This window comes from Streptomyces sp. WAC04114, assembly GCF_019733245.1.
GTDB lineage: Bacteria > Actinomycetota > Actinomycetes > Streptomycetales > Streptomycetaceae > Streptomyces > Streptomyces massasporeus_A.
This window is the reverse complement of record NZ_JAIGQA010000010.1, coordinates 69,632-83,779: the sequence shown is the minus strand read 5'-3', so window position 1 is coordinate 83,779 and position 14,148 is coordinate 69,632. Positions and strand designations below refer to the sequence as shown.

7 protein-coding genes are annotated in these 14,148 nt (G+C 71.5%); all 7 read right to left on the bottom strand.

Going from position 1 to position 14,148, the window contains the following annotated elements; translation table 11 throughout:
* On the bottom strand, positions 1-6,658 hold a 6,658-nt coding region (locus tag K4G64_RS05520), incomplete at its 3' end, for a non-ribosomal peptide synthetase (RefSeq protein ID WP_221754882.1).
* 57 nt (positions 6,659-6,715) lie between these two features.
* Positions 6,716-8,503 (bottom strand): ABC transporter ATP-binding protein, encoded by a 1,788-nt coding sequence (locus K4G64_RS05515; protein WP_221754881.1) that lies wholly within the window; start codon positions 8,501-8,503, stop codon positions 6,716-6,718.
* A gap of 4 nt (positions 8,504-8,507) precedes the next feature.
* Positions 8,508-9,566 carry an iron-siderophore ABC transporter substrate-binding protein gene (locus tag K4G64_RS05510; protein ID WP_221754880.1) on the bottom strand — a complete coding sequence of 353 codons (1,059 nt, stop codon included), beginning with the start codon at positions 9,564-9,566 and terminating at the stop codon, positions 8,508-8,510.
* 91 nt (positions 9,567-9,657) lie between these two features.
* Positions 9,658-10,512, bottom strand: a complete 855-nt coding sequence (locus tag K4G64_RS05505) for an ABC transporter ATP-binding protein (protein WP_221754879.1) — start codon at positions 10,510-10,512, stop codon at positions 9,658-9,660.
* A 39-nt stretch (positions 10,513-10,551) separates the two neighbouring features.
* The gene (locus K4G64_RS05500) at positions 10,552-11,613 is read right to left on the bottom strand and encodes an iron chelate uptake ABC transporter family permease subunit (RefSeq protein ID WP_221754878.1); all 1,062 of its coding nucleotides are present in this window, start codon (positions 11,611-11,613) and stop codon (positions 10,552-10,554) included.
* Entirely contained in the window at positions 11,610-12,671 is a 1,062-nt protein-coding gene (locus K4G64_RS05495; RefSeq protein ID WP_221754877.1) for an iron ABC transporter permease, read from the bottom strand. The genes K4G64_RS05500 and K4G64_RS05495 overlap by 4 nt, the downstream gene beginning before the upstream one ends.
* A gap of 57 nt (positions 12,672-12,728) precedes the next feature.
* A complete protein-coding gene (locus tag K4G64_RS05490) occupies positions 12,729-14,081 on the bottom strand; it encodes a lysine N(6)-hydroxylase/L-ornithine N(5)-oxygenase family protein (RefSeq protein ID WP_221754876.1) in 1,353 nt (450 codons plus the stop codon).
* Between the last annotated feature and the right edge of the window lie 67 nt (positions 14,082-14,148).

The window sequence follows — 14,148 nt, the reverse complement described above, 5'->3', positions numbered from 1 at the left end:
CCTGAGGGGTCTGGGGTGTGTGGGTGCCCTGGTGTTCGGCCAGTGCGCGGGGGGTCTTGAGCAGGAAGACGTCCCTGGGTGCGATGTTCAGGCCGAGGGCGCGGGCCCTGTTCACGACCGTGATGGCGATGATGCTGTCGCCTCCGGCGCGGAAGAAGTCGGTGTCGGCGGTTACGTCTGAACCGGGCAGTGTCTCTGTGAAGATCTCGGTGAGTGCGGCTACCGCGGTGGTTTCGTCTGCGGGTGCGTGAGGGCTGGTCGCGCAGTTCCCCGCGCCCCTGAGGGCGCGCTCCACCAGCGCCTTTCGATCCAACTTGCCGTTTACCGTCAGCGGCAGGGCATCCGTCGTGAGAATCCTGCCCGGGATCATGTGAACGGGCAGCTTCTCCGCCAACCGGCCCTCGAAATCACCCGGCACGCTGCCCACCACGTGCGCCACCAGGTGATCCCCGGTGTCCGCCACCGTCACCGCCACGTCCGTCACGCCGTCGAGGGCCCTGATCGCGGACTCCACCTCGCCCAACTCGATGCGGAAGCCCTTGAGCTGGACCTGGTCGTCGGCGCGGCCGGTGAAGACCAGTTCGCCGTCGAGGGTGCGGATCGCGAGGTCGCCCGTGTGGTACATGCGGGAGCCGTCGGCCGTGAACGGGTTCGCGACGAAACGGCCCGCGGTGAGCCCGGGGCGGCCCAGGTAGCCGAGGGACACCTGGTCGCCTGCGACGTAGATGGCGCCCTCGCGGCCCGGCGGCACCGCGCGGAGCCGGTCGTCGAGCAGGTAGGTGACCAGGCCGGGGATCGGACCGCCGATGGGGCTGACGTCGTCGCCGGGGCCGAAGTCGGCGTCGGTCAGCACCCGGTGGGTGACGTGGACGGTGGTCTCGGTGATGCCGTACATGTTGACCAGCTCGGGGGCGGCCGTGCCGTGCCGTTCGACCCAGCCGCGCAGCCGTCCGAGGTCCAGTGCCTCGCCGCCGAAGATGATCCGGCGCAGTGCGGGCAGCGGTTCGCCGGCGAGCCGGTCGGCCTCGATGAACTGGTAGAAGGCGGACGGGGTCTGGTTGAGCACGGTCACGCCGCGCTCGCGGACCAGGCGGTGGAAGTCGACCGGGGAGCGTGTCAGGCCGTACTCGGGCACCAGCAGCTCACCGCCGTGCGCCAGCGCGCCCCACAACTCCCAGACGGCGAAGTCGAAGGAGAAGGAGTGGAACTGCACCCAGACGTCCCCCGGGCCGAAATCCATGTCCGGCCTGGTGTTGGCGAGCAGCGAGACCACGCTGGAGTGCGGGACGACGACGCCCTTGGGGCGGCCCGTGGACCCCGAGGTGTAGATCACGTAGGCGGGGGTGCGCCAGTCGGGCTCGGGGGCGGGTTCCGTGCGGGCGGCCGGGGGCTCTTCGCCCTGGACCAGCACCCGGGCCGGCACCCCCGCCCGGGCCAGCAGGTCCGTGAAGCGGTCGCGCCGGTCCCGGTCCACGAGGACGACCTGCGGGGCCGCGTCGGCGAGGATGTACTCCAGCCGCTCGTCCGGGTAGGCGAGGTCGAGGGGGACGTACGCGCCGCCCGCGCCGACGATCGCGACCAGGGCGACGACCTGTTCCAGGGAGCGGGGGACGGCGACGGCGACGCGCTTGCCCGGGCCGACGCCTGCCGCGCGCAGGGCGGAGGCGAGGTCGTTCTTGGCGTCGGACAGTTCGCCGTAGGTCAGGGAGCGGGTGGCGCCGTCGAGGCCGCACTGGGTGACGGCGGTGGCCGCCGGGTCGCGCCGGGCCGCGGTGTCGAACAGTCCGCCCAGGGTGGTCGGGGTGAGGGGGGCGGGACGTCGTCCGGCTCCCGTCGCCAGGTCGTCGACCGGGGTGTCCGGGTGCGCGAGCAGGCCGGTCAAGGTCCGGTTGAAGGTGTGCAGGATCCCGCGGGCGGCCGTCTCGCGCAGGAGTTCGCCGTCGTAGATGAGGTTGAAGCGCGGACGGCCGTCGGGGGCGCGCTCGATCACGAGGGTCAGCGGGTAGTGCGGGGCTCCCTCGTTGACGAGGGCCGTGATGGTCAGCGTGTCGCCGGGGGTCCGCAGCGCGGTCAGGTCGGTGGCCACGTCGAACACCACGAGTGTGTCGAAGAGGGAACCGGCGCCGGCCTGGCGGCCGATGCGTACCAGGGAGACGTGCTGGTGCGGCAGGACCGTGCTCTGGTGGTCACGCACCGAGGCGAGCAGGTCGGCGGCGGTGGCGTCGGGGGCCCAACGGGCGCGTACGGGGATGGTGTTGATGAAGAGGCCCACCATGTCGCCGATGCCGGGCACCTCGGCGTCGCGGCCGGAGACCGTGGAGCCGAAGACCACGTCCCGGCCCTGGAGGAGGCCGCCGAGGGTGACGGCCCAGGCGCTGTGCACGGCGACGCTCAGCGGCACTCCGGCCTCGCGGACGGCGGTGTCGATGTCGCCCTCGGGTTCCACGGAGGTGTCGGCGAACCGGTCGGAGGGGGTGTGCCCCTCGGCGACCAGCGACGGGCCGGGCAGATCGGCGAGTTCCTCGCGCCAGACGCGGTCGCTCTCGTCGGCGTCGCGCCCCGCGAGCCAGTGCACGTAGTCGGCGAAGCCGCCGATCGGGTGGACGGTGCCGGGCGCGTGGTACTCGGCGAGCAGCGCGCGGAGCATCGGCGGCACGGACCAGCCGTCGGCGATGATGTGGTGCACGGTCTGTACCAGGACGTTCCGGCCGGAGCCGGTGCGGATGAGCGTGTACCGCATGAGGGGGCCGGTGGCCAGGTCGAAGCCGGCGCGGCGGTCCCGTTCGGCGAGGTCGCGTATCTCCTCGTCGGTGATGCCGGGGCGGTCCAGGGTGGTGAACGGGGCCCCGACGCCGCTCTCCAGGACGGAGACCACGCGGCCGTCGGCCAGGGCCGTGAAGCGGGCGGCCAGGTTCGGGAAGAGGGTGAGCATGCGGGTGGCCGCCGCTGAGAGCCGGCCGGCGTCCACGTCGCCGTCCAGGGTGAGCAGTTGCTGCTCGACGTAGGCGCCCGCGGAGTCGTCGTCGAAGACCGAGTGGAAGTAGAGGCCTTCCTGGAGCGGGGTCAGCGGCAGGACGTCCCGCAGCGCAGGGCCGTCCAGGGCGTCGACGTCGGCCTGGGTGAGCGGTACGAGGGGGAAGTCGCTGGGCGAGTGGCCGCCCTGGTCGAGCGCGGCGAGTCCGGTCAGGGCCGTGCGGAAGTAGCCGCCGAGTGCCGTGATGTCGGCGTCGGTGAACAGGCCGTCGGGCCAGGAGACGGTGGTGACGAGTTCGTAGGCGCCACAGGCGTCGGGTTCGGCGATCGCGTTGAACTCCAGGGCGCGCGGCAGGCGCATCCGGGGGTCGCGCCTCTCGCCCAGCTGGCCGGTGGTGCCCGCGAGTTGCCAGTCGCCGGGGGCCCCGGCGGCGAAGCGGCCGAGGTAGTTGAAGAGCACCTGGGGTGCGGGGGCGTCGAACTCGCTGTGGGTGAGGTAGCGCAGGGCGCCGTAGGAGACGCCGTTGTCGGGGACCCGGGCGAGGTCCTCCTTGACGGCCTTGAGGGCGGCGGTCAGGTACTCGGGGGTGGTGAAGTCGGTTGCCGTGCCGGGGTCGACGGTCACGGGGAAGAGGGTGGTGAACCAGCCCACGGTCCGTGACAGTTCCGGCTCGAAGCCGGCGGAGCCCGCGACGAACTGTCCCTCGCGGCCGTGGCCTTCGAGTTCGATGTGGGCGAAGGTCTGGTCCTGGCCCAGGTCGCGGCGGTGCCGGGCGAGGGCGACGGCGAGTGCGGTGAGCAGGACGTCGTTGACGCCGGCGTGGAACTTCGCGGGGATCTCGTTCAGCAGGGCGGCCGTGACGTCGGGGCCGACCGTGACGGTCCGCAGGCGTTCGTTCGCGACGGTGTCGGTCGCGGCGAGGGCGCGGCGGGCCAGCGGCCGGTCCTCGCCGGGCAGCGGTCGCCGGTAGTAGGAGCCGTCGGCGTCGAACGCGGCGCGTTCCAGCAGCTGGGTCCAGCGCCGGAACGACGTTCCCACCGGCGGGAGTTCGACGGGCCGGCCATCGCGGAGCTGCCGCCAGGCGGTGGCCAGGTCCTCCATCAGGACGCGCCAGGAGACGCCGTCGACGATCACATGGTGGGCGACGAGGACGAGTTGGCGTGCCTCGGGGCGCCAGACGGCGCGGAGCATCACGCCGCCGGTCGGATCCAGCGCGTCGGTGGCGAGGGCGACGCAGTACTCGAGCGGCCGGTCGCTGAGCTGCCAGCAGGGCTCGGCCCGGTCCGCGTCGGGGATGTCGAAGCTCCAGCGGCTGCCGCGCACCAGCTTGGCGCGAAGCATGTCGTGCCGGGTGACGAGGGCGGCGAGGATCGCGTCGAGGGCGTCGGCGGTCAGGTCCGCCGGTGTGTTCAGGACGACCGACTGGACGAAGCCGTCGACGGCGTCCGTGGTCTCGCCGAGCCACTGCACGATGGGCGAGCCCACGACGGTGCCGGTGGCCACATCGGCGTGGTCGACGGTGGAGACGTCCTCACGGCCGGCGACCGCGGCCAGCGCGCCCACCGTGCCGTGGGTGAAGATCTGCCGTGCCGTGACGTGCAGGCCCCGCTCGCGCAGCGCGCTCAGCAGGGAGATCGCGAGGATGCTGTCGCCGCCGAGCTGGAAGAAGTCCTGGTCGACTCCGACCTCTTCGAGGCGCAGCACCTCCGCGACGGCGGCGCACACCGCGCGCTCGTCGTCGGTGGTGGGGCGCACGAGCGGGCCCGCCTGGGTCGTGGGCTCGGGCAGCGCGGTGCGGTCGAGCTTGCCGTTGGCGGTGAGCGGGAACTCCTCCATGACGACGATGTGGGCGGGCACCATGTACTCGACCATGTGCGCGTCGGCCCACGCCTTGACCTCGTCGGCCCGCAGGCCGGCGCTGCCGGAGGCGGGTATGACGTAGCCGATCAGGTAGGTGCCGCCCGCCGCGTTCTTCTTCGCGACGACGCAGGTGTGCCGGACCCCGGGGTGTTCGGCGAGGCCGACCTCGACGTCCTCGATCTCCAGCCGCATGCCGCGGATCTTGATCTGGTTGTCGGCGCGGCCGAGGAAGTCCAGGGATCCGTCGGGGGCGAAGCGGGCGAGGTCGCCGGTGCGGTAGAGGCGGGAGCCGTCGCCGGCGAAGGGGTTGGCGACGAAGCGGGAGGCGGTCAGGGCCGGTGCGTTGACGTAGCCGCGTCCCAGGAGGAAGCCGCCGACGTAGAGTTCGCCGCCGACGCCGACCGGGACCGGGCGCAGTTCGTCGTCCAGGACGTAGAGCTGGGTGTTGGGGTTGGCCTTGCCGATGGATGTCGACAGGCGTTCCGCGGCGCCCCGGTAGATGACGTGCGAGACGCCGATGGTCGTCTCGGCGGGGCCGTAGCCGTGGTACATGGGGATGTTGTCGAGCTTGGTGCGGAACCGCTCGTACAGCTCGGGGGTGAGCACTTCCCCGCCGCACCACACGTGCCGCAGGCTGTCCAGGCGGCCGGAGTCGCCGGCCATCTCCAGCAGCACGTCCAGCATGGACGACACCAGGTAGGTGAAGGTGACGCGCTGTTCGGCGATGACGCTCAGCAGGTGGTGGGGGTCGCGTTCGCCGCCGGGCCGCAGGACGACGAGCCGGCCGCCGCAGACCAGCGGCAGGAAGATCTCGTTGATGGAGATGTCGAACGACAGCGGCGCCTTGAACAGCGAGGCGTCGTCGTGCCCGAAGCCGAGGATCTCGTTCACCTGCCACAACAGGCGCTCGCTGATCGCCTCGTGGCGGATCATCGCGCCCTTGGGCCGCCCGGTCGAACCGGACGTGAAGATCACGTAGGCCAGCGCGTCGCCGAGGACGGTGACGCCGGTCCCGTCCTTCGGGTACGCGTCGTACCGCCAGTCGCCGAGGTCGACGGCCACGGCGTCCGGTTCGGCCGGGTCGTGCTCGCCCGAGGCGTTCAGCTGCACGACGACCCGGGCGTCCTCGATGACGACGGTACGGCGCGCCGCGGGCCACTGCGGATCGAGCGGCACGAAGGCGCACCCGGCCTGGAGCACGGCGAGCAGCCCGACGACCATGTCGGCGGAGCGGCTCAGGGAGATGCCGACGACCTGTTCGGAGCCGAGCCCGCGCCCGAGCAGGTGGTGCGCCAACTGGCTGGAGTGTTTGGCGACTTGGCGGTAGGTCAGTGACCGGTGCTCGTCGACGACGGCCACGGCGTCCGGCCGGGCACTCGCCTGGGCGCGGAACATCTCCACGATGGTGGGGCGGTCCCGGTCGGCCCGGTTGTCGTTCCACTCGGCCAGGGTGCGCAGCCTCGCCGCCACGCTGGAGGGGCCGACGGTGCCGAGCGGCCGGTCCGGGAAGTCGGCCAGGTCGTCCAGCGCGAGCTGTGCGTCCTCGGGTGTGACGCCGTCGGGGAGGGTGATGCCGAGACCGTCCGGGGAGATCTCCCAACCGGCGGGCGCCGCACCGCCGTTGTCGACCCAGCCGAGCACGTCGGCGAAGAGCGTGCCGGGGGTGAGGTCGATGCCCTCGGGGCTGCGGCCCGTCGCCCAGTACGACAGGCCGATGGCGCAGGCCTCGGTGATGGTTCTGTCCGGGTAGTCGCCGATCCGCCGGCGCACATCGGCCAGGCGCGTGGGGGAAAGCAGTGCGAGACGAGCGCGCGGTTCCATCATCGAAGACTCAGCGTCCCTTCCAGAATGTGGAGTTAGGCTAACCTAAATTAGGGTTACCTAACTACCCTCTCGCCAGGCCCGCCACAGTCGCGCGTACCGGCCGCCCAGAGCCACCAGTTCCTCGTGCGTCCCCTGCTCCACGACGCGTCCCGCGTCGAGCACGGCGATCCGGTCCGCCGCCATCGCCTGGGTCAGCCGGTGCGCCACGAACAGCGTGGTCCGGCCCGCGCACGCGGCCAGCACGGCCCGCTCCAGTTCGGCGGCGCCCTCGCTGCCGGCCTCGGCGGTCGACTCGTCGAGCACCACCACCGGCGCCCGGCCCAGCACCAGCCGCGCCAGAGCGATCTGGGCGACCTTGGTGACGTCCAGACGCTCACCGCCCTCACCGACCGGGGTGTGCAGCCCGTCGGGCAGCGCCGCGACCCAGCCCTCGGCGCCGACGGTGCGCAGCGCGTCCAGCAGCTCGGTGTCGGTGGCCCCCGGGGCGGACAGCCGCAGGTCGTCGGCGAGCGGGCCGGAGAAGACGTGCGTCTCCTGCGTCAGGATGCTCACCAGGGCCCGCGCCCCGGCCTCGTCCAGGTCGGCGAGATCGGTCGTGCCGATGCGCACCGACCCGGCCTCTGGGGTGCCGATGCCGGCGATCAGCGCGGCCAGCGTCGTCTTGCCCGCCCCCGTGGCGCCCACCAGGGCGAGCGACCCACCGGACGGGATCGTCAGGTCGACGTCCCGCAACACCGGTTCCTCGGTGTCCGGGTAACGGAACGTCAGCCCCTGGACCGTCACCGGGTACGCCCCGGCCCCGGCCGCCGTGACGGACTCGTCGCCGACCAGCCGCTCCTCGGCGGACTCCCCCAGCACCCCGACCAGGCGGGTCAGGCTCGCACCCGACTTCTGCGCCTCGTCGAAGGTGAACATGATGGCGCCGAGCGGGGTGAAGAGCCGGTGGAACAGCAGCGGGGCCGCCGACACCTCGCCCAGGGTGGCCGCGTCGGCCTCCAGCAGGGCGTACCCGACGACGAGGATCAGGACCAGGCCGATGAACTCGGCGCGGTTCTCCCGGCCCACGAACCGGCCGAAGAACCGGAACACCTCGATACCGAGTTCGCGCACCCGCCACGACTCGGTGGTGACCTTCTCACGGAAGGCGCCCTCCAGGCGGTACGCCCGGACGGTGTCGATGCCGTTCAGGCCGCTGATGAACGCCTGGGCGCGGTTGGCCTGCGCCACGCGCTGCTTGCGGTAGAGCGGGGCGGACCGGGGCAGGTACCAGCGCAGCGCCAGCGCGTACGCCGGCAGCGCGCCGGCGCCGGCCAGGCCGAGCCGCCAGTCGAGGCCGAACATGCCGAGGGTCGCGATGACGACCAGGACGCCCGCCGAGAACACCGTGGGGACAGCCGTGCGGATGCCCTTGGAGATGACGGCGACGTCGTCGCCGACCCGGGAGAGCACGTCTCCCCGGCCGACCTGCTCGATCCGGGTGCTCGGCATGCCGAGCACGGCGCGGACGGCGCCCTCGCGCAGTCGCGCGAGCAGATCCGCGCCCAGCCGTCCGATCAGGTAGGTCGACACCGCGGTGGCCGCCGCACCGAGCAGCGCGGCGGCACCGATCAGGACCCCGATCGTGACCAGGATCGAACGGTCCTCGCCCCCGACGACCCCGTCGACCACCCGGCCGAGCAGGAGCACCGGGAGCACTTGGAGCGCCGCCCCCGCGACCGTGGTGAGCACGGTCGCGGCGGTCAGGCCGGGCATCGCGCGGCAGTGGTCCGCGACCCATCGGGCGGCCTCGCGGCCGGTCGTCGTGCGCAGGGTCGCCGGGGCGACGCGCGTGTCGGTGGTGCTCACTTCCCTACTCGACCGACTTGACGAGCTCGTCGATCGCGTACGGCATGGACAGCAGGGTGCCCTGGGAGATGGCCGCGCCGACCGCGGGTCCCTCGCTGTCGAGCAGGTAGGACACGTTGCCCTTCTTGACCGCGTCGAGGTTGGCGAACAGCTTGAACTTCTTGAGCGCCTCGGTGTCGGCCTTGTCGTTGATGACGAAGATGTGATCGACGTCGACGAGGTCGATGCGCTCGGGCGAGAGCGTGGTGTAGAAGTTGCCGCCCGCGACCTTGTCGATCTCGGTCTGGTACGTGTAGCCGATGCCCGTGACGAGCCGGCCGCGCACGTCGGTGGAGGTGAAGGGAGCCACCGAGTCCTTGTACCAGGACAGGGCGACCGCGGTCTCCTTGCCGAGCTCGGGGTGGTCCTTCTTGGCCGTGTCCAGCCGGCCCTGGATGTCGTCGACCATCTTCTGGCCCTCGTCGGCCTGGCCGAGGGCCTTGGCGATGTGCAGGGCGTTGTCCTGCCAGGGAGCGCTGAAGGGCTCCTTCTCGCCCTTGGTGCGGGCCACCGTGGGGGCGATCTTGGAGAGCTTGTCGTAGGCGGCCTGGTCGATCTCGGAGTACACCGCGACGATCAGGTCGGGGCGAAGGGCCGCGATCTTCTCGTAGTTGGGGCCGGAGTCGCCGTTCTTCATGACGACCTCGGGCTTGGTGTCGCCCCACTTGTCCTTCACCCAGGGCCACTGGGTGTTGATGTCGGGGCTCTTGCCGGGCGGGTTCGGGTACTGGTCGACCATGCCGACGGGCTTGATGCCGAAGGCCAGGACGGTCTGGTCGTCGGTGTAGCCGACGGAGACGACGCGCTGGGGCGCCTTCTTCACCGTGGTGGACCCGAACGCGTGCTCCACGGTGACGGGGAAGTCACCGGCGGCTGCGGCCTGAGTGCCCTCGCCCTTGTCGTCCGCCGAGTCCGTCGAGCCGGAACCGCATCCCGCGAGGAGACCGACGCCGAGGGTGGCCGCGGACAGTATGGCCGCCAGCCGCCGCCAGGGCTTCCCGGGCGTCGTTCGATGGAGGAGCATCCAAATCCCCTTGCTTTCGCGCTAGTTCGCTGCACCCTCGCCTAAGGGCAGGCAAACCTTATCGCGAGGGAATGAGGTTAGCCTAGCCTTACTAACACTCCGCTGCCGGGATGTGACCGGGCAGCACATGGGTCCGCCCGATCGGCACGATGAGTGGCCGGTCGCCGACCGGGTCGTCGATCACCCGGGCTTTCAACCCGAAGGCCTCGTCCAGCAGTTCGGCGGTGATGACGTCCCGCGGATGCCCCTGCGCCAGGACCGACCCCTCGCGCATCACCACGAGGTTGTCGCTGTAGCGCGTGGCCAGGTTGAGGTCGTGCAGCACCATCACGACGGTGCAGCCCGACTCGTGCAGGTCGTCCACGAGGTCCAGCACGTCCACGGCATGTGCCAGGTCCAGATAGGTCGTCGGCTCGTCCAGCAGCAGCAGATCGGTGCCCTGGGCCAGGGTCATGGAGATCCAGACGCGCTGGCGCTGCCCGCCGGACAGCGCGTCGACCGGGCGATCGGCCAGGTCGGACACGCCCGTCATGGCCAGGGCGCGCTCCACCACCTCGGCGTCGTCGGAGGACCACTGCCGCAGCCAGCTCTGGTGCGGATGGCGGCCCCTGGCGACCAGGTCGGCCACGGTCAGCCCCTCCGGCGCGACCGGCGCCTGCGGCAGCAGGCCGAGCTTCTTCGCCACGTCCCGCGTCCGGAGGCGGCCGATGTCCTCGCCGTCCAGGACGACCGCCCCCTTGGCCGGCTTGAGCAGCCGCGACAGCGTCTTCAACAGGGTTGACTTCCCACAGCCGTTGGGGCCGATGATCGTGGTGATCACGCCGGGCGGTATCGCCACGTCGAGCTCGTCGATGACGACCCGGCCGCCGTAGCCGACCGTGACGCCTCGGGCTGCGAGCCTCGAAGTGCCTTCGGCCGCAGGCTCGGTGACGGACTGTGCGACCACTGGCCCCCCCTTGCTTAGGTTCACCTGACTCTTGTACATCTACCGCAGGTTCGCCCGCACCAGCAGATAGACGAGGAAGGGCCCCCCGATCGCGGCGGTGACCACGCCGACCGGGAGCGAGACCGGCAGCGCCGTGCGCGCCACGAGGTCGGAGCCGATCAGCAGCAGCGCGCCCACCAGGCCCGAGGCCACCATCGGCGGTGTGGGGCAGCGCGCCAGACGCATCGCCACCTGCGGCGCCACCAGCGCGACGAACGGCACCGGGCCCGCCGCGCTCACCGCCACACCGGCCAGCAGCACCGCGCACAGCAGCAGCACCGCCCGCACCCTCGTGTACCGGACGCCCAGCCCCGCGGCCACCTCGTCGCCGAAGTGCATCGGCCTGAACTGGAAGGCGACGCAGGCGACCACGAGCAGGAGGACGAGCCCGCCCCACAGGGCCGTCCAGACCTCGCCCCACGAGCGGTCCTCCAGCGAGCCGACCAGCCACGCCTGGGCCCGGGCCACGTCCCGGATGTCGGCCGTGACGAGCAGCCAGGTGGTGATGGCCTCCATCACGGCGCTCACCGAGATGCCGATGAGGATGAGCCGGAAGCCGTCGACCCCGCGCCGCCACGCCAGGAAGTACACCAGCAGGCCCGTGCCGAGCCCGCCCGCGAGTGCCGCGGCCGACAGTCCCACGGAGTTGACGATCGCCGCGGCGGTCCCGCCCGAGACGGTCACCAGGAACACCGCGACCGCGCTGGCGCCCGAGGTGATGCCCAGGACGTCCGGGCTGGCCAGCGGGTTGCGGGCGATGGACTGGGTGATCGCCCCGGACACCCCGAGCGCGACGCCCACGACGAGCCCGGCCAGGGCGCGCGGCATCCGCAGGTCCATGATGATGAACCGGTCGACCTGCTCGCCCCGCCCGAAGAGCGTGGCGAGCACCTGCGGGAGGCCGATGGGGAAGTCCCCGACCGCGATGGAGACGCAGAACACCAGGAAGGCCGCCGCCGCGAGCAGCAGCGTGACGCCCAGCAGCCAGGGCCGCCAGACGAACGACACCCGGCCGAGCCGCACACCCGGCGGCAGCGACGGTTTCACCTCGGTCACGTTCATGCGCTCCTGAACTTTCCGCGCCACACGAGGACCGCGAAGAAGGGGGCGCCGAGCAGCGCCACGAGGACACCGGCGTCCAACTCGCCCGGCCGCACCACCAGTCGGCCGACGATGTCGCAGAGCAGCAGGACGACGGCCCCGAGCAGCCCGGCGTACGGCACGAGCCATCGGTAGTCCGGGCCGGTCAGGTACCGGGCCACGTGGGCCACCATGAGGCCGAGGAAGGCGATGGGCCCGCACGCGGCCGTCGCGGCTCCCGCCAGCAGGGTGATGGCGGTGATGCCGACGGTCCGGCTCAGCGCGATGTTCACGCCCAGGCCCCTGGCCACGTCGTCGCCCAGGTTGAGCAGGTTGAGCGAGGGCAGCGTGGTCAGGGCCGGCACCAGCCCGGCGCCGATGAACGCGGTCACCGGCCAGATGACGTCGAAGCCGACCCCGGCGAGGGAGCCGGCGTTCCAGAACCGCAGCGCGTTCAGTGACGCCTGGTTCGACAGCGCGACCGCCGTGGTCATCGCCATGAGGAAGACGGTGATGCCCTGTCCGGCCAGGGCGAGCGTCAACGGGTTGCCGGCCCCCCGGCCGATGCTCGCGAGACCGAAGACCACGACACCGGCGACCGCCGCGCCCAGGAAGGCGAACCAGACGTACTGGAACGGGTCGGAGAACCCGAACACGGCGATCACCGACACCACGGCGAACGAGGCGCCGGTGTTCACGCCCAACAGGCCCGTGTCGGCGATCGGGTTGCGCGTGTACCCCTGGATGAGCGCACCGCCGACACCCAGGGCGATGCCCGCCACGATCCCGAGGACCGTGCGGGGCACCCGTACGGTCTCCACGATGAGCCGGATCTCGGTGAGCCGCCGGTCGGACTCCGGCCCGGCGAACAGCCCGTGCCACACCTCGGTGGGAGTCAGCGCGCGTGCCCCGACGGCCAGCGACAGCACCGTGGCGATCGCCAGGAACGCCACGAGAATGCCCAGACCCATGACCCGACGCCGACGGGCCGGTGATGAGCCTCTGGTCGCGGGGCGCTCCACTGCAGCAGTCGTGCCCATGTCGACGTACGTTATCCCTTGTGCGGTGGGCGACTTGACCGGACGACGCCTTGCGGCTTAACGGGCGGCGCTGCCGGTGCCGTCGGCGAGCGTGCGCGGCTGGTCCGCGGGCTCGGCCACGCGGCCGAGGAGCGAGTCCAGGATCTCGCCCACCCTGATGGCGGTGTTGGAGAGCAGCGACGAGGTGATGCCGTGCGTGTGCTCCGTGCCGCCCTGGAGGTAGATGCCGCAGTGCAGGGTGGGGTCGGTCGCGATGCTCCAGTCGCGCTCCACGCGGACCCGGCCCTCGTCGTCGCGCAGGCAGCGGTCGGCGACCTCGCCGAGCAGGCTCGTGGGGTCGACGGGGCTGTAGCCGGTGGCGAAGACCACGACGTCCGCTTCGAGGTCGGTATCCTCGCCGGTGACGAGGGACGTGACCGTGGCGCGGACGCTCGACGGCGACTCCTTGACGCCGGTGAGGCGGGAGACGTTGAGGAACCGCAGACGCTCGGTGCCGAGGACCTTCTCCTGGTACGACTGGCGGTAGAGGTCGTCGATCAGGTCGATGTCCACCACGGAGTAGTTGGTGTTGCCGTGGTAGTCCATCAGCCGGCGCTTGACGTCCTCGGGGGCGGCGAAGTACTCGTCGACGGCCTGGGGGTCGAAGATCCGGTTGGCGAAGCTGCTGTCGTCGGCGGGGCTGTAGCCGTACCGGGAGAAGACGGCGCAGACCTCGGCCTCGGGGAAGCGGCGGTGCAGGTAGGCCACGTTCTCGGCGGCGCTCTGCCCAGCGCCCACGACGACGAACCGGGAGGGCGAGGTGCCCTCCAACTCGTCTACTTTGGCGAGCAGTTCTGAATTGTGCCAGACGCGTTCGCCGCGTTCCACGCCTTCCGGCATCAGGGGGCGCAGGCCGGTGCCGATGACGAGGTTGCGGGCCCGGTGGACCTCCAGGCCGCCGCCCGAGCGGACGGTCACCTCCAGGTGGTCCACCACGCCGTCCCGGGTGACGGGCGCGACGCCGACGACCTCGTGGCCATAGGAGACCATGTCGTCGACCTGGGCCGCGGCCCACTCGAAGTAGTCGTGGAACTCCACGCGCAGCGGGAACAGGTTCTTGTGGTTGATGAAGTCGATCAGCCGGCCCTTGCTCTGCAGGTAGCAGAGGAAGCTGTACTCACTGGCCGGGTTCCGCAGCGTCACCAGGTCCTTGAGGAAGGAGACCTGCATGGTGGCGTCGTCGATGAGCATGCCGCGGTGCCAGCCGAAGCGAGGCTGCTGCTCGAAGAAGTGAGCGGTGACCGCCTCCTGCCTGCCGACGCCGTTGTTGTGCTCGCGGAGCGCGATGGCCATGGCCACATTGGACGGCCCGAAGCCGATACCGATCAGGTCGTGGACCGGTGGTGCGTCACCGGGAAGAACCTGCGACATGTCACTCCCATCGTGCGGGGCAGCCGCGTGTCAGGTGTGGAGGGAAGGAAAGGCGGGCATGCCAACG

Coding starts and splice junctions, on each gene's coding strand:
- K4G64_RS05495 (WP_221754877.1), bottom strand. CDS start 12,671: ATGGGCACGACTGCTGCAGTGGAGCGCCCCGCGACCAGAGGCTCATCA.
- K4G64_RS05500 (WP_221754878.1), bottom strand. CDS start 11,613: ATGAACGTGACCGAGGTGAAACCGTCGCTGCCGCCGGGTGTGCGGCTC.
- K4G64_RS05510 (WP_221754880.1), bottom strand. CDS start 9,566: ATGCTCCTCCATCGAACGACGCCCGGGAAGCCCTGGCGGCGGCTGGCG.
- K4G64_RS05490 (WP_221754876.1), bottom strand. CDS start 14,081: ATGTCGCAGGTTCTTCCCGGTGACGCACCACCGGTCCACGACCTGATC.